The sequence below is a fragment of the Levilactobacillus tongjiangensis genome (assembly GCF_003946345.1).
GTDB classification, from domain to species: Bacteria; Bacillota; Bacilli; order Lactobacillales; family Lactobacillaceae; genus Levilactobacillus; species Levilactobacillus tongjiangensis.
Genome location: NZ_RHNY01000001.1, coordinates 51,048 through 77,157, shown reverse-complemented (window position 1 = coordinate 77,157; position 26,110 = coordinate 51,048). Strand labels below are relative to the sequence as shown.

Below are 26,110 nucleotides of genomic sequence, written 5' to 3'. Positions count from 1 at the left end.
GTCCCTGACCACCGGTGACAAGCAGTGACAACAAAAGACGCGCAAGAACGGCCCTTTCGAGCAATTCTTGCGCGTCTTATTTAAGTTTGGTTTTTAAACCACTGTAATCCGTAGATTACTTAAGTGGCTTCCATTGCCAGTCGTTAACTTCTGGCAAATCGGTCCCAACCTCACGGATGTAAGCATTGTGCTTAGCAACCATGTCGTCCATCCGCTGAGTGAAGTAAGCACCCTTGATAGCGTATGAATCAATGGCGTTAACGGCTTCCTTAGCCAAGTGGTAACGGTCCAAGTGGTTCAGGACACGCATATCAAATGGCGTGGTGATATCACCGTTTTCACGGTAACCGTGAACGTAAAGGTTGTGGTTCGTCCGGTCAAAGAAGAGATCCTTAACCAGGTCTTCGTAACCGTGGAAGGCGAAGATGACTGGCTTGTCTGTCGTAAACAGACGGTCGAATTCATCATCAGAGATCCCACGAGGGTCCAACTTAGGTGAACGAAGCTTCAGGAGATCAACCACGTTGATGAAGCGAATCTTCATTTCAGGGAATTCGTCATGCAATAATGAAATTGCGGCTAATGATTCCCAAGTTGGTTCAGTACCAGCTGCGGCAAAGACGATATCAGGTTCTTGACCTTGGTCAGTAGAAGCCCAGTCAACGTAGCCCAACCCATTGTGAACCAGGTTAGTGGCTTCATCAATGGAGAACCATTGTGGACGTGGGTGCTTAGACGTCACGATCAAGTTGATCTTTTGACGGCTAGAGAAGGCCACGTCACCAACAGCTAACAGGGTGTTGGCATCGGCTGGCAAGTATTCACGAATGAATTCTGGCTTCTTTTCAGCCAAGTGGGTCAACATACCAGGATCTTGGTGGGTGTACCCGTTGTGGTCTTGCTGGAAGACAGTTGAGGTATCCACGAAGTTCAATGATGGATAGTCATGACGCCAGTCTTGTTCCGTAGCCTTACGCAACCACTTCATGTGTTGCGTCAACATGGAGTCAACCACCCGCCCGAATGATTCATAGGTGGCGAAGAAACCATGACGACCAGTCAGAACGTAACCTTCCAACCAACCTTCAGCTTGGTGTTCGGAAAGTTGTGAGTCGATGACCCGGCCTTCGTGAGCCATGTTTTCATCATTTGGTTCCTTGATGTTTTCCATCCATTGACGCTTACCATAGTCCAACATGCTGTAAAGGCGGTTAGACTTGGATTCGTCAGGACCAAAAGCCCGGAAGTTTTCTGGGTTCAACTTCATGACGTCAGCCAGATAGTCAGACCAAACTAACATGTCTTGCGCAATGGTCTTCCCGTGTTCTGGGATGTCCAAAGCGTACTTCTTGTAGTCTGGCAACTTCAATGGTTCTGGCTTGATCCCACCATTAGTGATAGGATTCATTGCCATCCGTTGATCGCCCTTAGGGGCCATGTCGCGGACTTCTTCCTTAACGGAACCGTCTTCGTTGAACAATTCTTCTGGCTTGTAAGACTTCATCCAGTTGACCAACATGTCAGCGTGTTCCATATCACCAGCGGCAACAGGAATTGGCACTTGGTGCGCACGGAAGGAGCCTTCGATTGGGTTACCATCCAAGTCAGCCTTAGGACCAGTCCAGCCCTTAGGTGAACGGAAGATAATCATTGGCCAGTTAGGCAATGAGTCATCGTTGTTTTCACGAGCATGCTTTTGAATGGCCTTGATTTCAGGAATAACTTCATCCATCGTCTTAGCCATGTCTTCGTGAACCCGCGTGAAGTCCTTTTCGTTTTCATCAATTTCAACAAAGTGAGGATCCCAGCCCATTCCTTCGAAGTACTTGGTTAAGTCTTCGTCGGACATCCGTGACAGGATGGTTGGGTTAGAAATCTTGAACCCGTTCATGTTGATGATCGGTAAAACAGCACCGTCTTTGATTGGGTTGATGAACTTGTCTGAGAACCATGAAGCGGCCAATGGGCCAGTTTCGGATTCCCCGTCACCAATTTCAACTGCGGCAATGACATCTGGGTTATCTAAGATAGCACCAGTCCCATGGGAAAGGCTGTAACCAAGTTCCCCACCTTCATGGATAGAACCTGGCGTTTCAGGGGCGGCATGAGAGGCAACACCACCTGGGAAGGAGAATTGCTTGAATAAACGCTTCAAACCTTCTTCGTCTTGGGAAATGTTTGGATAAATTTCACTGTAGCTTCCATCAAGATATGAGTTAGAAACCATAACTTGGCCACCATGACCTGAACCTTCAATATAGAACATGTTCAAGTTGTACTTTAAGATTGCCCGGTTTAAGTGAGCATAAATAAAGTTTTGAGAAACGATCGTTCCCCAGTGACCAATTGGCTTAATCTTTACATCATCAGAGGTTAAGTCACGCTTCAATAATGGGTTGTCACGCAAAAATAATTGACCGACTGACAGGTAGTTCGCTGCACGCCAGTACTTGTCTACGCCTTCCAAGTATGCCTTGGAGTCGAAGTCTGTATTTGCCATGTAATTAACACTCCTTCTTTGAATTCGTAACTGCATAATCTAGTTGATAGAAAATGTGTAAAATTTATCTCGTATTGAATACCGGGATGTTTTTACAGCCTCTATCATAGCTTCTTTTTTTAAAAAGTCAACCTTTTAGAAAATTGGGCCGTATCAATTTAGAAAAAGACAGACCACAGATAATTGACGCCATAAAAAAAGGTTTGAGACAAACGTCTCAGACCTTTTTTACGCTCCGAACCTAGATAGTCGAAACGTGCAACAACCGGTAAATTGCTTTGCGGACGAACCACTTCCACAATCCACGGTCGCTTTATTCTTCTTCTAATGAAACAAAGGTGTTATAGTTCAAATACTGGTAATGTAGCCGCATGTTAGAAAATTCAAACGGCGTACCGTCATCCAGGAAGAACACACCCTCCATGATACCGACGGGTTCCACCGGCTTCAGGTTTAGGAGTTCTTGATCTTCCGCCGTCGAGGGCTGGGCTTGAATTGACATAAAGGACTTGGTAACCACCTTGCCCTGACTTTCAAGGTAATTAAAGATGGAGTCCCCCACCGTTTTCTGGGATAGATTAGGCGCAATCTTGATGGGAATGTAGCCCGTTTCAATCATAAAGGGTTTGTCATCAAATAACCGCAGTCGTTTGATTTCGTAGACAAAGTCCCCGGCATCCAAGAATAAATCTTGTTGGATTTCTTTACTAGCGGGCACCACGTCAAATTTTAACAATCGAATCCCTGGTGTGTTCCCCGCTGACTTCATACTGTCAGTAATTCCTAAATTAGACCCTTCATATTGAAAAATCGATTGGTTTTTCATATATAATGGGTTAATGAAGGTTCCCGATCCCCGCTTCTTAAAGATGATCCCCTGGTTGGCCAAAACACTTAGGGCCCGCTTAACGGAGCTGCGGCTGACCCCATAGGCCTCGCTCAGACTCCGTTCATCTGGGAGCCGTTTGTTGGGAAATTCATTTTGATGAATGCGTTGCTTCAAGTCGCGCATTACTTGTCGATAGACTAAATCTGCCATGATATCTCCTCATAAACTCTTCAACTAGACAATTCTCTGTGTTAGAGTATAACAGGTTTTAGTGGCAGTGTCTTCTTTTCTTCAAAAACAACCGTTCCATTTATTTTTAAAGTGCGGTCCAATTATAAAGATTACTTTTTGAAAGGTGAGTCCCATGGCTAAAAAGAAAAAGGGCAAGCGTCTCCACAAGACGCTCGTCGAACAGATATTAGATAAGAATAAAATCACTTACAAGCAGTTTGAATTCGCCACCCACACCAAGGGGGACGTGGCCCAGTTAGACGTTGATCACGATAACGTCGATGAACATCACATCTATAAGACCTTGGTCCTGAGTGGCCCCACCACTGGTCCCGTAGTCGGCGTTTTACCAATCGATGAACACCTCGATGAAAAGAAGCTGGCGAAAGCCTCTGGTAATAAAAAAGTCGACATGGTGCCGTTAAAAGATTTGGTTAAAACTACCGGCTACGAACACGGTGCCAACACGCCCGTTGGGATTTGGGAAAAGAACCATTTTCCCATCTACTTTGACAATACGGCGCAAGCTCAGGGACAGATACTGGTTTCCTCTGGTCAGATTGGCCGGTCGGTGGAACTCGATGCCACAGAACTAGCAACACTGGTTCATGGCACGTTCACCGACTTGCTGGAGTAAGGGAATGAATACGGATCTAACCGAGATTTTTAAAAATCTCGGCATCGTGGGACTAAACCTCCTAGTGATTCCCTTCATCTTTGTCACGTTACTCACCTACCTTAACCGCGATACGAAAAAATTCTTAGCCAACGGCTTCGGCGTAAACAGCGAGCTCTACCTGGGATTCATTGGTATCTTCTTCCACGAACTCAGTCACCTGTTAACGGCCGTCTTATTTGGCCATCGTATCGATCGGGTCCGATTATTAAAGCGACCCCATCCAGACAGAGTTGGTGCCGATGGACAACCCGACCTAGCCCTAGGTTACGTCAATCACACCTGGAATCAACGCAACTGGTACCAAACCATCGGTAATCTGTTTATCGGTATTGCCCCGATTTTCGGCTGTGCCGCAGTGTTGTTAGGTTTGACAGCGCTCTTGATTCCCAGTATTTTCAACGGTATGTTGGCATTAGTAGCCGACCCCTTCAACCTGAATTGGCAAGGATTCTCGCAGGCATTGGGTGGTGACACCCACCCGTTCATGCGTTGGACAATTATGATTCTGCTATCACTCAACATTAGTATTGGTGGGTTCGATTTAAGTGCAGCGGACTTTGCCAACTCCCGTATCGGACTGATTGGCTTCGTTGGCATTATCACGGCTGTAACTGTGATTCTCACCATGTTGAATCTAGCAGACGGTTATTTAAAGGTCGTTGCGGCAGCAATTACCTTGCTGGCACTGGTTCTGGGCTACTCGCTGTTTGTCTCCTTCTTGACTAATCTACTTGTCCGCTTGGGCTTGCAGATTAAGGATCACTAACGGCCACTGGATCAATTTGAATTATGCTTCATAGGAAGCGGTATGACAGCGGTCATACTGCTTTTTTGGTTACTAACTAAAGGTTGAAAGTTCGAAAACCGTTATCAAGTCAAGAATGGTAAGGCGTTATAAACTTAAAACTAGTCTTACCCATCCACCTACGGCCTGAAAAACGGTTCTTCAGCTCGGTTCGAAGCCTGGAAAAACTGCCAGTCTCCCACCACGTTCCAGTCCAAATTTGGCGAACGGTAAGGCGGCAATTTTCCACTATGCCTGACTAACCCAGCACCCAACCCTTGTTGTATCAGGAACAGTGGGTGTTTCAGTACTTTCAACCTTTAGTTACTAACCTGATAATCCAAGCGCCCATCTGTTTCACATGAAACATTTCTCGAACAGTCAGCGAACTAGCTAAGGGGTCCGCCTTGACTGGCAATCGGTCACCTCGCAGACTAGGGCTAATCAGCGACTTCGTCCGCCCAACTCACGGGTCGTTTCAAGGGAGGAATCATGCTATGCAAAAGCAAGGGGAATTTCGTGAGCGCCTCATCAAGCGATTCTACGGCATTAACTGGGACCTGAGTTCTGAGCAGCGTCGGGCCCTTCACCAGATTATCTTCAATGCGTTATTAATGTGTATTAGCTTTCTATTGGTAGTCCCCGTCGTCGTGAGCATTTGGATTGCCCAACCGGCCACGGCACTGCTAGTTTTCATTTACGCTGATATTATATTTATTTTCTATCTTCTGTTCTACCTGCGCTTCGCTGGTCGGAGCGTAGAAATTCGTTCGCCGGATCCGGTTGATGCCCCAGATAAGGTCAGCGCGCTAAAGCTTGTTTTACGGGCAGCCATCGTTAGCGGAATAATGTATGGCGTGGCCACCTATTTTCTATTCGCCATCACTGACGCCACGACTGATAAGGTGAGTGCGCTGCGGGAATTGCTCAAATGGACGAGCCTCACCGGCTTAATTTGGCGAACCATCTTCTTTGGATCGGTAATGGGAATCATCGATCTGTGGCGGATTCGCAAAATTCATTAAAAATGAGTGGGACAGAAGGCGATTAGCTAGTGAGCATTAGCGCTGAACGTCGAAAAATCCCGGGCCTGGATTATTTGGCGTTCGGGGTTAAGCGGAACTAGCTGCCTTTTGTCGCACGTTTCGACCGTATACGTTCGGTGTGCAAAAAGGGTGTGAGACGTTTGTCCCACACCCTACTTTTTGGAATCATTCGTCTGAAAGCCAAAAGCTCACAGCAGGCGGTATCCCTAGCGCAAACTTAGCAATACCACTTTCCTAACTACTTATCCGTCCGTTGATAACGGAAAACAATAAAGTAAAAGCCAAAGTTAACGACACTGAGGATAAAGATCAGACCAAACGCCAGTTGGCTCCCAATTGCCGTTTCATGCGCGTAGGACATGCCCGATACCTTAACCGACGACATCAATGCCGCCAGAATCGTGGTCCCCAGTGATCCGGCAAACTGCTGCCCGGTGTTGTAAATGGCGTTGGCATCTGCCCGTTGGCCCATGTCGACTTCCTTTAAACCATTCGTCAGCGTGTTACTGAAGGCCATCGACCGGCCAATACTGAAGATAATATAGAGAACGGCAATCATAATCACACTGAGTCCCTGACCAAATAAGGTAAACATCAACGCGGCAATCAGGAATAGACTACTCCCCAGTAAAATTGGTAACCGGGCCCCGTGCTCGTCCAGTAGGTGGCCGAACCAAGGTTGCAGAATCGCCGTAATCAGACTTCCTGGTAGGAGCATCATGCCCCCAATCAGTGACGTAGCGCCCACCACGATTTGTGCATAGTTAGGCAGGGCAAAGTTAATCCCAATATTACAAAATTGCAGAATCACGTAGGCAAAGAAACTGTACGTGAAGACCGGATTCTTGAAGATCTCCAACTTCAACAGCTGCCGATCACTGCGTTTAGAAATCCAGATGTATCCAAGAAGTGCCACCACAGCCAGTAAGATGCCGCCTAAAAACTGCCAACTCACCAAACCAGCTGATGACAAACTGTTAACACCCAGTGTAAAGCTCACAAACGCTATGGCTAATAAGACAAATTGGCCCCAGTTGAACCGAATTTTCTGCGTAGGTGCGTATTGCTTGATAGCCCCCATCCCCAGTAATAAGAGAATCATCTCCACTGGCATCGTTGACCAAAAGATCAACCGCCAGTTGGCCAAGTAAACCATCAGGCCACCAAACGTTGGCCCACTTGCTGGTGCAATCATCAAGATCAAACCAGCCATTCCCATGTAAAATCCCAGCCGGGACCGCGGGACACTTTCAACCACGATGTTAAACATCAGGGGAATCGCCAAACCAGCACACCCCGCTTGGATCAAGCGGCCAATCAACAAAATAGGAAAATTAGTTGCGAGCGCACAAATTAAATCGCCTAAAATAAACGCCAGAGCGGCGGTCACAAATAATTGCTTATTCGTAAAACGTTGCTTTAAGAATGCCGAGGTAATCATCAGTAACGCCACCATTAGTAAATACCCCGTGGTGATCCACTGCACGGTGTTCAGGGACACATGCATCTGTTTCATTAGGGCCGGGAATGCCACGTTCATTGATGTTTCTACCAGAATCCCCAGGAAGGCCATTAGTGCTATCGCAAAGATGGCAATCAGGTTCCCCCGCGGCACCTTCTCCGGTTGAGTCGTTGTTTGCATTTTAATCTCTTCTCTCAAATTAGCATTACTACCAATCATACGCACATTTTTACCAAAATGCATGGGTTAATTTCATTTAATCCAGTTTCAAAATAAAAAACACGGTCGCCTAAGCTTCCGCATTCCATTCTGCTTTGTATTCAGCTAGAAAATCTAACATAACTTGCTGGCGGTGCTCAGCTAACTGCTTTGCCGCCGCCGTATTCATCAAATCCTTCAATGTGAGGAGCTTTTCATAAAAATGATTGATGATGGTTTCGTTATCTAAATTGCGATATTCGGCGTGAGTCATGGCCGTTCTAGGCTTCACCGCTGGGTCGTAAATCTTTTCACCAAAGTGACCACCAAAGTAGATGGCTCGCGAAATACCGATGGCTCCAATTGCATCTAAACGATCAGCATCTTGCACGATTTGGCCTTCCAAGGGCAATGGCTTAGCGGTCCCATCCAAGGTTTTATGATAGGACATGTTATCCATAATCAGAAAAATCGTGGTGATTTGCGTGGTGGAAAACCCTTGTGCCGTTAAAAATTGCGTCACTTCAGCACTCGCTGCTGCGGTATCCGTCACCAATTTTTCGTCAATGACATCGTGGAGGTAAGCGGCGGTCACCGTTTCCACGCGGTCAGCCTCAGGATACGACTGAATTAACCGGTCGGCTAATCCCACCACGCGTTGAATGTGATCGAACCCGTGGCCCGTCTCGTCGTCCCCCATTTTAGATTTTGAAAATTCACGAACTGCTGCTAATACTGTTGCTGCTGTCATGCTTGATCCTCCTTGGATGACTGGTCTGGTTTGGGTGGTACAGGACCCCCAACGAGTCCATAGAAAAAGAGATGCATCAACTGATCAACCAAGTGTTGATACTCGTCCGGTCCTACTTTAGCGCGACTAAAGAAATCGACATACATATCTAGAAATAGCATTAAGGCTTCATTGGAAATCTGCGGGTTAATGCTCCCAGCGGCGCGACCACGGGCAACCATGGCATCCCAAAATTCCTTTTTGCCGGCCTCGTAGGCGTCCTTAACCGCGTGACTGCCTAAATTCCCCTGCATTTCATCAATCACAAAGCTGTAAAAATCCGGGTTCAGACCATCACTCATCGCGACCTTGGTCGTCATCATCCACTTAACGACTTCGGTAAAGGACATCTGCTGATTGTCGACCGTTTCCCGAAAGCTCGCATACCCCTGATTGATCAAGTCAATAACGACCTGATGTCCGAGTTCTAGTTTACTATCAAAGTACTTGTACAACGTGACTTGAGAAACGCCCGCTTCGGCTGCTACCGCCTTGATGTGAGTTGGTTTATAGCCATCGCGCATAAATAGTTTCATCCCCGCGGCCAGAATACTCTGACGTTGACGTTGCTTTCGTTCCTGATTTGTCGCCATATTCCGTCGCCACCTTCGCTAAACTCTCTTCGTTCATTTTATCATAACGCATTCCACCAGCGTTTTTAATTTTAGTGAACTATTTTGTTAAAATAGTTCACTTTTTCATTGACTTTAGGTATCCCCGGGATTACGATGATAGCGATTTAAAAACTGCGAGGAGGGGATTTTTTATGACAACTAATCCTGTACTTCAAATCACCCATCTACAAAAAAAATTCGGGCATTTTCAGGCCCTAAAAGATATCACATTTGACGTCCACCCTGGCGAGGTCTTCGGCTTCATTGGCCCTAATGGTGCGGGTAAATCCACCACGATTCGCGTTCTCTTGGGCATCATCCGGGCCAGCGGCGGAAGTGCTAGTATCTTCGGTCAAAACGTTTGGCACGACAGCGTCAAGATTCATCAGCGACTGGCCTACGTTCCCGGCGACGTTTACCTGTGGCCGAATCTGACTGGTGGCGAAATCATCGACCTCCTGCTCAAGATGAACGGGACGGACCACACCGAAAAAACCGATGAACTCATTAAACGCTTCGGTCTCGATCCCACCAAAAAGGCCCGGACTTATTCAAAGGGCAATCGCCAAAAAGTGGCACTCATTGCGGCCTTTTCCCAGGACGCAGATTTCTACATCTTTGACGAACCAACGTCCGGACTCGATCCGCTGAACGAACGCATCTTCCAAGAAGCTGTTCTGGACTTAAAGGCCCGCGGCAAAGCGGTTCTCTTATCCAGCCACATTCTCTCAGAGGTTGAACGCATGTGTGACCGGATCGGCATCATCCGTGAAGGCCAGATTATCGAGACCGGAAGTTTAGCCGAGATGCGCCACCTGACGCGAACCATGATCACCGTGACGTTGGGCGATGACTTTGACGTCACTACGTTAGCCGGCGTCCACGGTGTGACTGCCGGCCACCAACCTCAAGAATGGCAATTTGCGGTGGAAGATGCCCAACTGAAAGCCGTTATGGCCACGCTAGCGCAACACGACATCGTGGCTCTGCAAAGCACACCACCCACGCTGGAAGACCTCTTCATGCACTACTACACGGGAAAGGAGTGACCAAGATGTCTCGTTATGGACGTACTGGCCAACTGGTTCGGTTAAACTTACGCCGGGACCGGTTTCGCATTCTCATGTGGATTCTTATTCTGGCCGCTCTAATGGCCAGCGTTGCCTGGAAATTTGAAGGCATTTACGGCACACCCACGGAAATCAACGCTATCAAAGGGACCCTGGCCAGCCCCGGTATCGTTGCCATGTTTGGCGCCTTTTCCTTTAGCGGCAAAGTCACCACGGCCGAAATCTTTGCCAATGAAATGCTTCTGTTCATGGGCTTGATTCAGGTTGTCATGAACCTGGCCCTGAGTGTACACGCAACGCGGGCTGAAGAAGATTTAGGTATTACTGAGCTCGTGCGGGCACACGCCGTGGGAACGTTAGCCCCACTTTCAGCCGCAGCGATTGAGCTTGTCTTAGTCAACGGTTTACTGGGACTCCTTTACGGTGCCGGACTGACCGCCGCAAACATGCCCGGCGCCACTATCCAAGGTAATTGGCTGATTGGTATCGGATTGGCAGCCGCGGGTCTGTTGTTCGGCATGCTGGGACTCCTAACTGCCCAAGTCGCCGACCATTCTTCAAGTGCCACCGGCCTCGCTTACACGTTGTTCGGCCTGAGCTACCTGGCTCAAATGGTCACCGACGTTCAGCACCCTAAGCTGACATGGTGGTCACCACTGGGTTGGGTAGAAAAATTAGCACCTTACAATAACCCTACCTGGCTCCCTGTCTGGTTGAGTTTGGGCTTAGCCCTCATCCTCTTAGCCATTGCCTTCTGGGCCAATAGTCACCGGGACCTGGGTGTTGGCGCCATCACGACCCGTCCTGGCCGCAAGCAAGCCTCCGTTTTCTTACGCGGTCCCATTTCCCTGATTTGGCGACGGCAACGTAACGTGCTGATTGGGTGGCTAGTCGGTATTATTATCTTTGGTGCCGCCTATGGGACGGTCTTCAACACCATTGGCGACATTCTGAAGACCAATCCGACTATGCAACAGGTCTTCGGTGCCACCATGGTCCACGAGGCCAACCACAGCATCCTAGTGAGCTTTACCGCCTTGCTGGCTGTTGTGATGGCCGCCGTTGCCGTTATTCCCGGAATGCAGTTAATTTTAAAGCTGCACACCGATGAGACACGTGGTTGGCTAGAAGCCCTCTATGCACGGCCATTGAGCCGCACTCGCCTGCTATTCAGTTACGTGGGCACCGCCTTTGTTACCAGCACGCTGGCCTACATTGGCGGTCTAGCGGGCATTGTCGTCATGGGTGACGCCAGCCTGACACACGTTAAGGATGGTATTAGTGCGTCAGAGTTTTGGCAAGCCGCGGCTGCCCAACTCCCTGAAATCTGGGTATTTCTCGCGTTGAGTGTGTTACTCGTTGGTTGCTGGCCACGACTGAAGTCACTGAGTTGGGCGTACCTGGCTCTGGGTTTCGTGAGCGTCTATATGGGCAGTCTCTTGAAACTTCCTGGCTGGGTCAAAAACCTGACACCGGCCGGCTGGATGCCGCGGGTCCCAATTCACGACGTTAACTGGACCACCTTTAGCTGGATGGTTAGCTTGGCTCTGGTGCTGATTTTAATCGGTTGGATGGGCTACCGGCGACGTGATTTACACATGAGTTAATTGTCCGCCTACGGCAGTCAGGGGACGGGACCCGCTGTGGGGTCGGTTCCACCCCCCAACCCGGGGTTCCACCTCGACTTGAAGCTACGAAAGCCCGTATCTCCAAGCTCGACCCGCGCTGTAGGCCGGGAAAATACCCCGACCAACACCGCCGACACTGCGGTCCCGTCCCCTGACTACCTGCGGCTACACTGTAATCCATGTGAAATTTTTAGTGAATTTAACCTATTCGTGAATCATAAATGAAAGTGGTGGCATTGCCTTCAAACTGGCAATACCACCACTTTTTATTTAATTCTAAATCCATGGAATCGTTGATGAATTAAATAATAGAAATATTTATTGCCCCGAATATACCTTTACACACAGAATATTTACCAATTTAATATGACTCTCCAGACTTCTTCCGCCCGCTTAATTTTCTAACTACAGCCCCTTAAAAATACTGTTATATCAGTATTTATATTGAGACTATCCGACCGAATTTAACCTAGTAATCTGGCGAATTAGTCGTAATATCAAGAGCAAAAGGAGGTTCCTTCATGAAACCATCAGCCATCTTATTGCTCATCGGTACCACCCTAACCACCACATTTCTGGTCCCTACTAGTGTTCAGGCATCAGAATACTCTGCCGCTCGCGCCAACTCAGTCCGCTTGGTTTGGCGCCATTCTATGCACCAACACCTCTACCATACTCACCGCGGCTCCCGCTACTCTAAGCATTTAGGCGTCCGTTATGGCCGCAATACGGAGGACATCACGTGGCTCACAAACGCTCATGAAAAACTTTATGACAAACGCACCCACAAAGCCGCTATTTACTACCACGTGAACAGTTTTGATGGGCGCCACGGCGGCTGGATCTGGCGCGGATATTTAATCCCTGGTGGTGCCACCGTTAAACCGAACCCCACCAATAAGCCGTCCGTCGATCCTGGCCAGGAACAGGGACAACGATTCGACAATGCTGTCCGGAGTCTTTTCCCTGGAACCGTGAACGACGACGCTCTGAGAAGCCAGGCCAGTGCCGCCATCAACCCCTCCGACGGGGAACGCTCTCCCAGAGTACCAGCAGGACAAATCTACATTCGCCTCTACAACCAAGTGGCACACCCAACTATCCAGAGTTACCGTGAGGCCTTAATTACTGCTGGCTACTCTGCCGCCAAGTTGGCCACGTTTAAGAACTGGCACATTGGGGTCGCCACCCAAACCGACCGAGAATTTGGGGAGGGCGTCAACTTTGGTGACGTAGCCATTTACTTAGCACCACAGCAGTAAGCTGTCTTAAAAGTTGTTTGCAACTAACATGTGTACAATGCATTCACTCTTAGGAATAACCTCAGGTAAAATAGCTCGGCCGCATAACTTTCGTAACGCTCCCCCCGCTAATTTTTGAAAAAGCCTGATGTTGGGAGGTAAAAGACATGTGTGAAAAGTACGACACGGACGGTTGTGGTTGCACAAGCATCATTATTTCCGCATTTCTGCTCTATTTTTTGATTCCGTGCCTCATTTCAGTATTATTTGGCTAGTAACAATTAGCCCGCGAATCTATCATCGAGATTACTGAACTAGTCACACATTTTAAACCATTTCAACAACTACCCGATTACCACCTCAGACCAGTGATGGTCCAATTAGTATGGCGTGATAATCCTCGCAATTTTTTCAAGCTTCCAGTATGCTATTTTATGTTGGCTCCCCCAGCCTTCTAAAAAGCACCTAAAAACCGCGTCATCCCCGGCTAGAACCAGGAGATGACGCGGTTAATTTATGATTTGCTATTCGAGCAAGGGGCTATCATACCATACAAAATCTACTCACTTTAATTTGTGGTCAGCAATCAAAGCCGAGAGGTCGCAGTAGATGGGCTCAGGCGCCTCGTTATTCTTAGTGCTAGCGGTTTTCTGGCAGTTAGAATAAGACCAAGTTTTAAGACTCACGGGCTTGGTGAGGCTTAAAATTGTGTCGGCACCGTTCCAGCCCATCTGCTGTGACCGGTAAGGCGACGACTACTGGATAACAACGTCGTAGTGGTTACCAGTGATGGCCGTTCCGCGGTCATGCACGACACCCATCCCTAACGGCGTCATAATCTTCGTCCCAAAGGCCACATTGGCCGGTGCGGCCACGACCCGGTAACCATTAGGATCCAGACCGTTGGCACTGATCTTCGTGCCGTCAGCGGTCAGGCTCCCGGAATAGTACGTCCACTTATTTCCGTTGAGGTAAACGACACCCTGACTTTCAAATTGGGCAACTGTAATGGTGGCCCCGCTTGCCTGGCTAGTCGTGGCACTAGTAGTGGTCATCGTGGTGTCATTCGTCGTAGCTGAGGCGGTCGCCCCATAGGTTGAAGTTTGTGGTTGGTAGTGATAACGTTGTGCGCTCCGTGGTGCCTGCGAACGAAGGGTACTGGCATTAGCGGTCACACTGGAGGCGCCGATACCTGCGGCTAAAACGGCGGCGGTACTTAACGTGGTGATAATTACTTTCTTAATCATCAATGTGTTCCTCCCTTTCGATTACCCATAGCTTACTGCCGCAATATCTCAAACCCGTGATTATCACGTTACCGCTTGATTAAACGAACGTAAATTTCATGACAATTTGTCACGGTCTTTACCGAAATGACATAGTGTTCAAGAAAGGGTTAATGGTCCACTTAAGTTACCCTTAACACCGTTATGGTACGGTATTATTGGGGATTTGTACGCCGTCGTCCCGTTGCTCGCTAAACGAAAAAAGCAGTCCCGCCAAGCTAACTTGGTCAGACTACTTTTAACTAGCAACAATCATCCACACTTAAATCCGTGCCCTATTTAGTCAGACGTTCAACGTCCCGGACAATCATTAATTCTTCATTCGTTGGTACCACCAACGTCTTGATATGACTGCCATCAGGACTCACAATGTGTTCTTCCCCACGGAAATCGTTCTTGGCTGGATCGATAGCAATGCCAAAGTAGCTCAGCTTGTCAGCAACCGCCTGGCGCATCTCAACACCATTTTCACCAGAACCCGCCGTGAAGACAATGGCATCTAAGCCACCTAATTCAGCGATGTAGCTCCCCACGTAGCGAACAACACGGTCAACAAACATCTGCAGGGCCAGCTTTGACTTCGGCCGTTCATCCTGTGTCTGCTCCAAATCCCGTTGGTCAGGTGAGAGTTCTGAAATACCAAGTAAACCAGACTTGTTATTTAAGACGTCGATCATCTCTGGCATGGTCTTGTGGAGCTTCTCCGCCAGGAAGGCGACCAGTGAAGCGTCAATGTCCCCGGAACGGGTCCCCATCATGGCCCCTGCGAGCGGCGTGAAGCCCATTGAGGTATCGATAGCGTGACCGTGATCAAAAGCCGTGACGGACGAACCAGAGCCCAAATGCAGCGTGATCAGTTTGAGGTCCTCTAGCGGTTTACCCAGCAATTCGGCCGTACGGTGCGCTACGTAACGGTGACTGGTTCCGTGAGCGCCATACTTTCTGGCACCAAATTTTTCATAGTATTCGTAAGGAATGCTATACATATAGTTGACTGCGGGCATGTCAGCGTACAGTGACGTATCAAAGACAGCGACCTGCTTGGCCTCTGGCAATAATTTCTGGAAGACTTCCACGTAGTACGCTTGCACGGGGTTGTGAAGGGGGGCATAGTCTTTCAGTTCCTTGATCTGCTTGAGCACGATGGGCGTAATGACAGCGGAGTCCTTGAAAACTTCCCCACCAGCAACAATTCGGTGACCTACCCCAGTGATTTCGCTAAGGTGTTTCACGATACCGTAGGACTTCAACCGTGTCAGCACCATTGCCGCTGCGAGTTCATTCGTAATGTTATCCTGCGTATCAGTAATCTTTTTACCGTCCGCTAGTTTCACTTTAAAAATGGAGCCGGGTAAGTTCAAACGGTCAACCAGACCCGATGCGATAACTTTTTCTTCGGGCATGGAAAAGAGCTTCCACTTCAGTGTTGAACTACCTGCGTTAATTGCTAATGTTTTTGCCATGATACTCCTCCCAATCGTTTTTTCTCGGTTACCTCCTAGTCTAAAGAATTTTGTAACCGTTTTCAAGAAAGAATTCGCGTTTTAGTGAAAAACTGGTCCATTCTTTGCACTTACTCGGTCAATAATTGCTGCGGTGAAAGGGTCCGCGACTGCACAAAGATTGTGTAAGCGGCCCGTGGAGCTAATACTTCTGGTCGCGTTAACCAAAAAATAATGAAATCCAAGATTCCCTGCGATATGAGTTCCTGAGCAAAGTCAGTGGGCATCTTCTTAGTCAGTGGGACCCCAACGACCTGATTGATAACCGCTTTTGTCTGAGTCATGAGGCTAGAAGCGGGGCTTTGAAGCAGGGTGATCAATAGCGCACGCTGCCGATAGGCGTACTGAAAGAATTGCCAGAAGGCATCCCGCGTTGGTGACGTATCCGTTACCCGTACTGGCTTAGTGTAACGCTGAAAGATCTCAGTAACCTGCTGAACTAGTTCCCCCTCATAGTGTGCCAACAGATCAAACTTATCCAAGTAGTGTAAATAAAACGTTCCGCGATTAATGCCGGCAATCCGAGTAAGTTTCTGAACCGTCAACCGGTCAAAGCCCTCCTGCGCCATTAATTTAATAAAAGCGCGTTGCAATCTAGCTTCCGTCATCAATACCTGCGTATTACTTTCCATACCCATCCCCCCAAATAATCGGTCACTGAACTTTCTGCCCCAATTAAATCATCTTTTCCTACCACCAAGCAATCAACAACGTGATCATTTCTGTTGCTAGTTATGTCACTAATCATATGCGATGAAACCAGAATCTAGGCTATTTATCTTGCCCTAACACCAAACATCTCTCACTAAATTGTTGATTGCTTCCCTCAGTTTCAATGCGTATTCTGTAGACGGTCAATCAACCAAGTGTTTATTTGAAAGGTGTGATTTGATGTTCAAAAGTGAATGGCAATTTCTTTGTCAACATAAGAAAATGTTTGTCGTCCTGTTTATGATTGCCTTGATTCCCGCAATCTATTGTTTCCTGTACCTCTCCTCCATGTGGAACACGTACGGCCACACAGACGACCTCCCCGTTGCCGTCGTTAACCACGACCATCCCGTTACCTTCCACAACCATCACATTGCCATTGGCCAATCCCTGACGCATAACTTGAAAACCTCCACTTCCCTAGACTTTCATCAACTGAGCGATACCACTGCCAATCATCAGTTACGTCAAGGGAAAATCTATCTAATTGTCACCATCCCTCATAACTTCTCACAGAATGCGACAACTCTTCTGACTAAAACTCCTCAAAGACTACGCCTTCACTATCAGATCAATTCCGGTGCTAACTTCATCGTCTCTAAAATGACGACCGGTGTGGCGAACACAATTACAGCTAAGGTCAGCCACAGCGTCACTCAACTGGAATCAACTACCCTTCTACAAGCGCTACGGGGAAGTACGGCCGGCATGAGCCGTGCCGCTGCTGGTAACACCCAGTTAACCAGTGGCACTCAGCGACTCTTAAATGGCAATCAGCAGCTGCAAACTGCTACAACGCCGACTCACTATCCAGCACTATCTGCAGGACTCGCTGCCTCAATGACCGGCCTACTGCACCTAGAGCAAGGCAACGCAGAGCTGAGTGACGCTCTCACTACCGGCAGTGGTCGACTGGCCGGTATTCAAACTGGACCGGCCAACGCGACTGCCATTACCCAACCAATCGTCGCACAGACACATGACATGGCCAGCGTTCCAAACAACGGGACCGGTATGGCCCCCTTTGCTATTGCCATTGGCCTCTACGTTGGTGGGATTGCCCTAGGGACCATGTACGACGGTCACCGAACTTATGAACGACCCCAGTCGGCCCTGAACTGGTGGGGCAGCAAAGCCTTACTAATCGGCGGGGTTGCTATTCTTCAGAGTGGTATTCTCGCTAGCACGTTGGCTCTTGCCAATCACCTTGCCGCCCGTTCGCAGGTTGAATTACTGGTAGCGATTTTTCTCGGGTCACTGCTATTTCTCTCCCTCATCTTCTGCCTGCGACTCTTACTAGGCGGTTTTGGCACTTGGCTCATCTCCATCGTGCTCGTCTTCCAGTTAGCCAGCTCCGGTGGTCTCTACCCCCTGCCGCTAGTTAGCCCTTTGGCCAGACTAGTGAATCCTTGGCTACCCATGACCTACTTGATTCAAGTTCTCCGTTCGGCAATCTCCACCAATGTAAGTCTTCCCGGGGCTTGGCTGATGATGATTGCCATGGCCCTGGGATTCAACCTGTTGATCATCCTTCGCTTTCACTTAGACTTAAAACGGAATCAACTTGCTGATTGACCGCCTGACCTTTTCCCGCCAAACACAAAAAATCCCCGCTAGCCAACCGACTAGTGAGGATTTTATTTCATTTAAGTTTTAAGTTAGAACCAGCCGTAGCCCAACCAGTGACGCTTGGCTTTCGTCCACGAGCCGTAACGGTTGTGTGCGTACTTGTCAGCGGTCTTTTCTTGGTTAGTCTTGCTGTAGTCCCCACGTAACATAGAGATCGTTAATTGATACTTCCCGTAGTAACGACCATTACGGGCGCGGTAGTTACCGCCAGATTCCTTCATAGCGATCCAGGCCTTAGCCTTCTTTTCCTTCTTGGATAACGTGGAAACGTAAGTTGTGCTGGCTTCTGCTGTCGTTGCTGGAGTCACAACGGATGTGACACTAGGAACGGCCAACGTAAGAACCGTCACGATGACCATGAAAAATGATTTTAATTTCAAAGATTTTCCCTCCTAGCGAATTTGTTAAGTTTAGCATAACGTTTAAACGTTACAGCCAGATTGTCCGAATGTTACAAAAACGTAACGGCCAACCCCATTTTTGGCGGTCTGGTGTAACATTCATCGTGAAAATGCCGAAATAGCGGGATTTTGACACGACAAAACGACGGTCAGCCGCTAGGACTTTTCCGTCGTTTATTTCGTAATTTAATTAAGCTACTGGTCTAAATCGGTTTAGTACCAGCCGTTTGCTTGCCAGAATGACTTAGCAGCAGCCCATGAACCATAACGAGAAGATACGTAAGAGTTGGCTACCTTTTCTTGGTTAGCGGCTGAGTAATCACCGTGCAAGTAAGACTTGCTCAGTTGGTACTTCCCGTAGTAGTTCCCGTTCGTAGCAGTGTATGAACCGCCGGATTCTTTGTTTGCAATCCATGACTTAGCTGAAGAGCTTGAGCCAGACGTGGTCGTCGAAGCTGTAGAAGCTGAACTGGTCGTTCCAGTTGAAGCAGTCTTGTGGCTGTAGTTAGAAGTGCCACTGTAGTTTGCTGAGTTAGTGTTTGACGTCGTTGATTGGCTAGGCGTCGTGGTCGTTGAACCAGTCGTAGCCGCCGTAGTTGTGCTAGTTGAAGCAGCGCTAGGAATCACTAAGGATTCACCGACGTAAATCAAGTTAACGTTCTTTAAGTTGTTTGCTTGTTCGATTGATGAAACACTGGAGTTGTATTGGTTAGCGATCTTAGCAACCGTGTCTCCCGACTTAACCGAAACCCGGACGTCGGCATTTGCGGAAGTGGTGCTAGCGAAGAAGCCAGCGCCTAAAACGGCTGCAGTTCCCAATGTAGATACTAAAACTTTTTTGATATTCATAAAAATGAATGTCCTCCTTTTGATTAGTGAATCTGTCTATCAATTACTTAACAAGATATATCATAACCTGTGGAGGTTACACCGTGATTGTTCCTGAGTTACACCCACATTAAGAAAAACCGGCTTAAATGACAAAGCGTAATGTGGTTAATAAGGTTGCAACATTAACCGGGTTTTCGACCTTTATTTTGCGCTGGTATGACGAAATCAGCGGTTTGACACAGTTTCTCTCGTAAATTAATCGGTCAAAAAGTGTGAATTTACCATCTTTTTTAGGCTAAACTGCAATTTCCAGCCAAATTCAACGCGTAAAGTTAGGCAACTCAGTGTGTTCTTCCGCCTTTCCGGCCACCAAAGTTCGTCCTCTACTATCAATTAGCTCGTAAATCACGTTACATCACAATCAGAGCCGGAGGTAGCCAGGGATGTAGCCAGCTGTGAAGGTGGTGTTGACTGGTGATTTTCCAGTCTACAGCACGGGCGACTTTGAAGACACGGGTTCTTCGTGGCTCCAAATTGAGCGAGAAGCCCGCCCTTTGGCTGAAGCGTCCCCACAGCAGGCGGAATCCCTGGCTACCGGAGTGCGCCTTTAGTTAAACAACAAAAAACGCCCATCGGACCTGCATCCGAGGGGCGTTACTTGAATTTAAACGTAAGTTGGTTGGTGCTACTAAACTAGGTTTAGTACCAGCCGTTTGCTTGCCAGAAAGCTTGGGCAGCTGACCATGAACCGTAACGGGAAGCAACGTATGAGTTAGCAACCTTTTCTTGGTTGGCGGCTGAGTAGTCACCATTCAAGTAGGAAGAGCTCAGTTGGTACTTACCGATGTATTGGCCGTTGGTAGCTGAGTATGAACCGCCAGATTCCTTGTTAGCGATCCAGGCCTTAGCACTGGCTTCTGAACCAGAAACACCAGTAGAAGCAGAAGTTGTGCTCGTGTGGTGGTTCGTGGTTGCCTGGCTAGTCGTGGATTGGCTAGCTGGCGTAGTCGTTGCTTGGTGACTGTAGTTTTTAGTAGAAGCGTTAGCTGAAGTCGTGGCAGCTTGCGTGCTGCTTGGCACGTTTAACTTTTGACCCACGAAGATCAGGTTGGAGTTGCTCAGGCTGTTTGCCTTTTCAATGGCACTAACGGATGAATCATACTTGCTAGCTAATGACCAAACAGAATCCCCCTGCTTGACCGTAACATTAGTATCGGCGTTGGCCGTGACATTAGTGGCGAAGATACCGGCACCGACAACGGCAACCGTACCCAAAGTATTAACTAAAGCTTTTTTGATATTCATAAGAATGAATGTCCTCCTTTGTTTGCTTAACGGGTATTAGAATAACCGATGGTTGTGTCAACCAGATTGGCGTTGTGTTACGCCAGTGTTAAGAAAAATATTACTGTATGACATTTCGTAATATTTGTAACGTCACTGTCACATAAACCGCTTTTTTGACCCCATATTTGCCCATTTTAGCGAAAAAGAGGGTAAATTTTTGGTGTGTTTTGCACCAAATAATCACAAAAATTTGGTCACTTTCATGAAAATTTGATGATAAATCCCCTCTTTTATCAACATTTTCATTATTCACCGCTATTTTCATCCCCAATAGCTTGGTCAAAACCACCTAATTTAGTCAAATTGACCGGCCCATTTCAAAATTCAGCGAATATTTTTATTCATATAATATAGTAGAAACTCGTTCAATCACCAAACACATATCAGCTAAAACCTTACGCACCCGTCACTCAGCACGACTTCAAGTACAGCAAAAAGGTCAGGCGCTGAGGCACCTGACCTTTTTATCTCTAGTCACAATAGTTCTTACTTCTCGACATGCTTACCGTCGTATTCGTCAATCATGATTTGCTTTAGTTCAGAAATCAAAGGTTCCTTAGGGTTAGCCGTCGTGCATTGGTCCTCGAAGGCTAATTCAGCCAACTTGTCCACGGCCTGATCGAAGTGCGCCTTGTCAACGCCGTTAGCCTTCAAGCTAAGGGTTACACCAACTGAGTGAGCCAAGTCGATGATCCGCTTAACCAGGGCTTCCTTCAATTCTTCCTTGCTGTTACCGGATAGTCCCAGGTAACGGGCAATCTGTGCGTAATCTTCGTCGGCTCTGAAGTGATCGTACTTTGGCCACATGGAGAGCTTCGTTGGTTCCTTGAAGTTGTACCGGATAACGTGAGGCAACGTAATCGCAATGGCCAACCCGTGTGGTAAACCGAATTCTCCACCTAACTTGTGAGCAATCGAGTGGTCGACCCCTAGGAAGGCGTTCGCAAAGGCCATCCCCGCCAACGTTGAAGCGTTATGCATTTCTTCACGGGCGTGAATATCACCATTGTAGGAATCCGTCAGGTTTTCCATAACCAACTTCATGGCTTGTAAGGACCATGGCCGCGTGTAATCGGAAGCCATGTTAGACACGTAGGATTCAATCGCGTGGGTCAACACATCCAAGCCAGAGTAAGCAACCGTCTTCTTAGGCACCGTTTCAATAAATTGTGAGTCCACGATGGCAACGTCTGGGGTCAATGCGTAGTCAGCCAATGGGTACTTCACGTGCGTCTTAGAGTCGGTGATGACGGAGAATGGCGTGACTTCTGAACCAGTTCCGGAAGTCGTTGGAATAGCAACAAATTGGGCCTTGTGTGGCTTGTTGAAGCTGTAAGTCCGCTTCCGAATATCCATGAATTTCTGCTTAGCACCAAAGAAGCTAGCGTTAGGGTCTTCATAGAAGAGCCACATGTTCTTGGCAGCGTCCATGGCAGAACCCCCACCTAAAGCCACAATGGTATCTGGCTTGAACATCCGCATTTGAGCGACCCCACGGTTAACCGTGTCAGTCGTTGGATCTGGTTCAACGTCAGAGAATAAGGAGTATTCAATGCCGTTTGGTTGCCGCTTTAATTCATTTAAGACCGTGTCAATGTACCCTAACTCAACCATGGCGGGGTCAGTTACTAAGAAGACCCGCTTAACACCAGGCATATCGTTCAGGTAACGGACAGACGTCTTTTCAAAGTAAACTCGAGGTAATTTAATCCATTGCATATTATTTCGCCGCTTTGCAATCGTTTTGATGTTCAACAGGTCGAATGAGGAAACGTTATGGGAAACGGAATTCTTACCCCATGAACCAGTCCCTAACGTCAAGGAAGGTACCATTTCGTTGTACAGGTTCCCAATTCCACCGATAGCGGATGGTGTGTTGACCAACACCCGACTAGCCTTCATGACGATACCGTACTTAGTGGCCAGGTCGTCATCCATGGTATGGATGGCTGCCGTATGCCCTAACCCACCGAAATGGAGTAACTGGTTGCAGAGGTCAAAGGCTTTCTCTTGACTGCTAGCCTTGTATACGGAAATAACTGGGCTGAGTTTTTCACGAGAGAGTGGGTACTTTTCGCCAACTCCGGTGATTTCAGCTGCTAAGACCTTGGTGCTATCTGGCACCTTGATGCCTGCCAAATCGGCAATCTTACGTGCTGACATTCCAGCGATTGGTCCCTTGACCCCACCATTTGGCACAAACATAGCATCGGCTAAAGCCTTCTCGTCGGCCTTCTTAATGAAGTAAACACCCCGGTCTTGCATTTCTTGCTTCACATCGTTGTAAATCTCAGCGTCGATGACGGCACTGTTTTCAGAAGCACAGACCATCCCGTTATCAAACGTCTTGGATAAGACGATGTCGTAAACGGCCCGCTTGATGTTGGCCGTCTTTTCAATGTAGGCAGGACCGTTACCGGGTCCAACCCCTAAGGCTGGCTTACCAGTTGAGTAGGCTGCCTTAACCATGCCAGGGCCACCGGTAGCCAGAACACTAGCCACCATCGGGTGATTCATCAGTGCAGTTGTGGCTTCCAAACTAGGCTTGTCGATCCATTGGATGACGCCTTCAGGTGCCCCAGCAGCAATCGCAGCATCCCGCACGACCTTGGCGGCCATGACAGAAGACTTCTGGGCTTGTGGGTGGAACGCAAAGATGATTGGGTTCCGCGTCTTTACGGCAATCAAGCTCTTAAACAGCGTAGTTGAGGTCGGGTTCGTAACTGGTGTGACCCCAGCTAAGATGCCAAGGGGTTCAGCCACCGTAATCAGTTGCCGTTCGCGATCATCTTTAATAATTCCGACCGTCTTATCGTTTTTAATTGAGTGCCAGATTTCTTCAGTGGCAAACATGTTTTTAACTGCTTTATCTTCCATCACACCACGACCAGTTTCTTCATAGGCCGCTTTAGCTAACGCCATGTGGTGGTCCAAGCCAGCAATGGCCATCTGATGCACAATGTGGTCAACTTGTTCTTGGGAAAAATCGTCCATGCCACACAAGGCATCATGGGCTTTTTGCGTGAGCCGGTCGATCATTTGGTCGACGGTTTCTTCGCTTTCTTTTGCATTTAATTTAGAATTCTCTTTCACATCTTTTAACATATCCATGCCTCCGTTTTTGAAAACATCTTTGTTAACTTCTTCACGAATATAATCTTAACATGTTTCTGAAAATCTGCAAGACCTTTTTGTTAAAAATATCACAATTAATTCGTTTGATTGCTTAACCGGCTTTACATCAGGCTTCTTATCACACCGTCCGCGTTGGTCGTGACCCGCATTTCGCAAAAGACTTAGCCTTAACATACGTGTGAATTAAATCACTATAAACTGCAAGCGCTTTCATTTTAATGATCAAGATTCTCACGGCGCACCACTCGTTTAGTCTCCTCAACGACAAAATATCTTATTTTTTCTGAGGACGGCGGTGGGATATGCTAAAGTAGAGATATTAATCAGGCTACGGTCTCCCTAGTACGTCTTCCACGCTAGAACTTCACCGGGCCCATTTGAGAGGAGCTGAGAACTGTGCAAGCTTGGCGGTTCTGGCGGGAAGCAACCCACCACTTTTTCCAACACTGGGGCAGTTACGTGACCCTGGTCTTCGTAACCAACTTAGTTATTAGCTACTTAGCAGTCCCCGCGTTCACTTGGTTGACTGCAGCCCTTATGAAATGGCAACGTGTTCCTTACGTTTCCTATACCAACATCGTTACCATCACGCTCCAACATCCCCTGGCTATCGCTGGTCTGTTGCTGATTCTCCTGGCAATTATCACCCTGATCTACTGGCAGTTTGCCTACCTTTTACTGGGGATCACCAACATTCGCAGTGGTCGACCGGATTCTTCCAGAGCCGTTTTGACTGAAACGGTCCGCAGCATTGCGGGGGCTTCGCCTAGTACCTTCCTATTCTTCATTGGCTACTTTATCGTCATCATGCCGTTTGGGAGCGAATTATTTACCACCCCTTTGCTCAACAAGGCCAAGATTCCTTCATTCATCGTCAGCTATCTCATGGATAACCCCCTGTGGGCCGTACTACTGGGTCTATTTTACGTGGTCGCTGCCTACCTCGGTACTCGTTTGATTGCGGTACTCCCGTTGATGATGATCGACCATTATCACAGTCGTGAGGCCATCCGTCTCAGCTGGCAGCGAACCCGCGGCGAATTTTGGAATTACCTCAGTAAAATTGTGCTGACTTTGATTATGGTCAGCATTGCCGTGACTATCATCTATGCCGCCATCTATCTGGGTCAGCTGATCTTCGATAAAACCAGCATTGCGTTGGCAATCGCGACGTTCAATCTCTTCTTAATGGAAGTTATCACAGAATTCATCGTCTGCTACTCGACCATCCTCTTTATGATGGTTATTCTGAGTAGTCACGATACTCACCGGCGGACACCACTTTCCCTCTTCAGTTTTCGGGAACCGGCCAAGACCAAGTTACGAACTCGCCTCCTGATCATCAGCGGTCTGACCGTCATCAGTGCCCTTATGGTTGCCTTCAACCTGATTTACTTAAATGGCCTGGCCATGAGTAAACCACTCACAATTGCCCACCGAGGTGTGGACAACGGTAACGGGGTGCAGAACACCATTCCAGCCATGGTTAAGACCAGTAAAGAAAAACCAGACTACGTGGAAATGGACATTCGTGAGACCAAAGATCATCAATTTGTGGTCATGCACGACGCCAACCTGAAAAACTTAGCTAATTTGAAACGGTCAGTCTCTAAGATGACGTTGGCCCAGCTAACTAAGGTCACCGTCACAGAAAACGGTTATCAGGCTAAGATTCCCAGCTTCGACCACTACCTGAACACCGCCATTCAACATCATCAGAAACTACTGATTGAAATCAAAACCAGTTCAGGTGACACCAAGGACTTACCCGACCGTTTCTACCGACAATTTGGCACCCGGATCATGGCCCATCATGAGCAGGTGCACACCCTGAGCTACGGTATCATGAATCGCTTGAAGCAGGCACATCCACAGCTCTTCGTCAGCTACATTCTGCCGTACAACTTAACCTTCCCCCACACTCGGGCCAACGCTTACACCATGGAGGCCACTACTTTAAACGATACCTTCATTGATCAGGCCAACCGAGAGCACAAGAAGGTCTACGCTTGGGATATCGACGACGTTACCACGATGGACCAGATGATGTTCATGGGCGCTAACGGTGTGATTACCAACAATCTCAGCCTGATTCAACAGGAAATCAAGGACAACACGGACCACCCAAGTTACGCGAACCTCCTGCTGACGTTCATGAATGATTTATCGTTAGAAACGCAAACGCAGTAACGGTGT

The 26,110-nt window shown here is 48.0% G+C and carries 21 protein-coding genes; 8 read left to right on the top strand and 13 right to left on the bottom strand.

Annotated elements, in window-relative coordinates; all coding sequences use genetic code 11:
• Positions 1-115: 115 nt before the first annotated feature.
• Positions 116-2,500 carry a phosphoketolase family protein gene (locus EKM75_RS00315; protein ID WP_125691046.1) on the bottom strand — a complete coding sequence of 795 codons (2,385 nt, stop codon included), beginning with the start codon at positions 2,498-2,500 and terminating at the stop codon, positions 116-118.
• Between the two features lie 313 nt (positions 2,501-2,813).
• Positions 2,814-3,539, bottom strand: coding sequence for a GntR family transcriptional regulator (locus tag EKM75_RS00310; RefSeq protein ID WP_125682425.1), 726 nt, complete (start codon positions 3,537-3,539; stop codon positions 2,814-2,816).
• Positions 3,540-3,693: 154 nt separating this feature from the next.
• Here EKM75_RS00310 and EKM75_RS00305 point away from each other — a divergent pair, with 154 nt between their 5' ends.
• The 3 genes from EKM75_RS00305 to EKM75_RS00295 all read left to right on the top strand — a co-directional run bounded on the left by EKM75_RS00305 (position 3,694) and on the right by EKM75_RS00295 (position 6,048).
• Positions 3,694-4,197, top strand: coding sequence for an aminoacyl-tRNA deacylase (locus tag EKM75_RS00305; RefSeq protein ID WP_125691044.1), 504 nt, complete (start codon positions 3,694-3,696; stop codon positions 4,195-4,197).
• A 4-nt stretch (positions 4,198-4,201) separates the two neighbouring features.
• A complete protein-coding gene (locus tag EKM75_RS00300) occupies positions 4,202-5,005 on the top strand; it encodes a hypothetical protein (RefSeq protein ID WP_125691042.1) in 804 nt (267 codons plus the stop codon).
• Between the two features lie 515 nt (positions 5,006-5,520).
• The gene (locus EKM75_RS00295; RefSeq protein ID WP_125691040.1) at positions 5,521-6,048 is read left to right on the top strand and encodes a DUF3278 domain-containing protein; all 528 of its coding nucleotides are present in this window, start codon (positions 5,521-5,523) and stop codon (positions 6,046-6,048) included.
• A 259-nt stretch (positions 6,049-6,307) separates the two neighbouring features.
• Here EKM75_RS00295 and EKM75_RS00290 read toward each other — a convergent pair whose 3' ends face one another.
• The 3 genes from EKM75_RS00290 to EKM75_RS00280 all read right to left on the bottom strand — a co-directional run bounded on the left by EKM75_RS00290 (position 6,308) and on the right by EKM75_RS00280 (position 9,112).
• The gene (locus tag EKM75_RS00290) at positions 6,308-7,717 is read right to left on the bottom strand and encodes an MFS transporter (RefSeq protein ID WP_382338710.1); all 1,410 of its coding nucleotides are present in this window, start codon (positions 7,715-7,717) and stop codon (positions 6,308-6,310) included.
• Positions 7,718-7,820: 103 nt separating this feature from the next.
• The gene (locus EKM75_RS00285) at positions 7,821-8,480 is read right to left on the bottom strand and encodes an HD domain-containing protein (protein ID WP_125691036.1); all 660 of its coding nucleotides are present in this window, start codon (positions 8,478-8,480) and stop codon (positions 7,821-7,823) included.
• Positions 8,477-9,112, bottom strand: a complete 636-nt coding sequence (locus EKM75_RS00280; protein WP_125691034.1) for a TetR/AcrR family transcriptional regulator — start codon at positions 9,110-9,112, stop codon at positions 8,477-8,479. The genes EKM75_RS00285 and EKM75_RS00280 overlap by 4 nt, the downstream gene beginning before the upstream one ends.
• Positions 9,113-9,285: 173 nt before the next feature.
• Between EKM75_RS00280 and EKM75_RS00275 the strand changes: the two genes are divergently transcribed.
• The 3 genes from EKM75_RS00275 (at position 9,286) to EKM75_RS00265 (ending at position 13,093) form a co-directional block, all read left to right on the top strand.
• A complete protein-coding gene (locus EKM75_RS00275; RefSeq protein ID WP_125691032.1) occupies positions 9,286-10,182 on the top strand; it encodes an ABC transporter ATP-binding protein in 897 nt (298 codons plus the stop codon).
• A gap of 5 nt (positions 10,183-10,187) precedes the next feature.
• Complete coding sequence (locus tag EKM75_RS00270; protein ID WP_125691030.1) at positions 10,188-11,810, top strand: ABC transporter permease; 1,623 nt, start codon at positions 10,188-10,190, stop codon at positions 11,808-11,810.
• A 542-nt stretch (positions 11,811-12,352) separates the two neighbouring features.
• The gene (locus EKM75_RS00265) at positions 12,353-13,093 is read left to right on the top strand and encodes a hypothetical protein (RefSeq protein ID WP_125691028.1); all 741 of its coding nucleotides are present in this window, start codon (positions 12,353-12,355) and stop codon (positions 13,091-13,093) included.
• A 734-nt stretch (positions 13,094-13,827) separates the two neighbouring features.
• On the opposite strand, the gene EKM75_RS00260 is transcribed toward EKM75_RS00265, so the two are convergent.
• From EKM75_RS00260 to EKM75_RS00250, 3 genes are all read right to left on the bottom strand, one after another.
• Positions 13,828-14,319 (bottom strand): hypothetical protein, encoded by a 492-nt coding sequence (locus tag EKM75_RS00260; RefSeq protein WP_125691026.1) that lies wholly within the window; start codon positions 14,317-14,319, stop codon positions 13,828-13,830.
• 314 nt (positions 14,320-14,633) lie between these two features.
• Positions 14,634-15,821, bottom strand: coding sequence for an acetate/propionate family kinase (locus tag EKM75_RS00255; RefSeq protein WP_125691024.1), 1,188 nt, complete (start codon positions 15,819-15,821; stop codon positions 14,634-14,636).
• A gap of 110 nt (positions 15,822-15,931) precedes the next feature.
• On the bottom strand, positions 15,932-16,492 hold the full coding sequence (locus tag EKM75_RS00250; RefSeq protein ID WP_125691022.1) for a TetR/AcrR family transcriptional regulator: 561 nt from the start codon (positions 16,490-16,492) through the stop codon (positions 15,932-15,934).
• Between the two features lie 259 nt (positions 16,493-16,751).
• Here EKM75_RS00250 and EKM75_RS00245 point away from each other — a divergent pair, with 259 nt between their 5' ends.
• Positions 16,752-18,146, top strand: coding sequence for a YhgE/Pip domain-containing protein (locus EKM75_RS00245; protein WP_125691020.1), 1,395 nt, complete (start codon positions 16,752-16,754; stop codon positions 18,144-18,146).
• Positions 18,147-18,229: 83 nt separating this feature from the next.
• Here EKM75_RS00245 and EKM75_RS00240 read toward each other — a convergent pair whose 3' ends face one another.
• From EKM75_RS00240 to adhE, 5 genes are all read right to left on the bottom strand, one after another.
• Positions 18,230-18,580, bottom strand: a complete 351-nt coding sequence (locus tag EKM75_RS00240; protein WP_125691018.1) for an aggregation-promoting factor C-terminal-like domain-containing protein — start codon at positions 18,578-18,580, stop codon at positions 18,230-18,232.
• A gap of 234 nt (positions 18,581-18,814) precedes the next feature.
• Positions 18,815-19,450 carry an aggregation-promoting factor gene (apf, locus tag EKM75_RS00235; protein ID WP_125691016.1) on the bottom strand — a complete coding sequence of 212 codons (636 nt, stop codon included), beginning with the start codon at positions 19,448-19,450 and terminating at the stop codon, positions 18,815-18,817.
• 681 nt (positions 19,451-20,131) lie between these two features.
• Positions 20,132-20,737 (bottom strand): aggregation-promoting factor, encoded by a 606-nt coding sequence (gene apf, locus EKM75_RS00230; protein ID WP_125691014.1) that lies wholly within the window; start codon positions 20,735-20,737, stop codon positions 20,132-20,134.
• Positions 20,738-20,837: 100 nt separating this feature from the next.
• A complete protein-coding gene (locus EKM75_RS00225) occupies positions 20,838-21,032 on the bottom strand; it encodes a hypothetical protein (protein ID WP_125691012.1) in 195 nt (64 codons plus the stop codon).
• 233 nt (positions 21,033-21,265) lie between these two features.
• Positions 21,266-23,884, bottom strand: coding sequence for a bifunctional acetaldehyde-CoA/alcohol dehydrogenase (adhE, locus tag EKM75_RS00220; protein WP_125691011.1), 2,619 nt, complete (start codon positions 23,882-23,884; stop codon positions 21,266-21,268).
• 426 nt (positions 23,885-24,310) lie between these two features.
• On the opposite strand from adhE, the gene EKM75_RS00215 reads away from it, so the two are divergent.
• The gene (locus EKM75_RS00215; RefSeq protein WP_125691009.1) at positions 24,311-26,104 is read left to right on the top strand and encodes a glycerophosphoryl diester phosphodiesterase membrane domain-containing protein; all 1,794 of its coding nucleotides are present in this window, start codon (positions 24,311-24,313) and stop codon (positions 26,102-26,104) included.
• Positions 26,105-26,110: the final 6 nt, after the last annotated feature.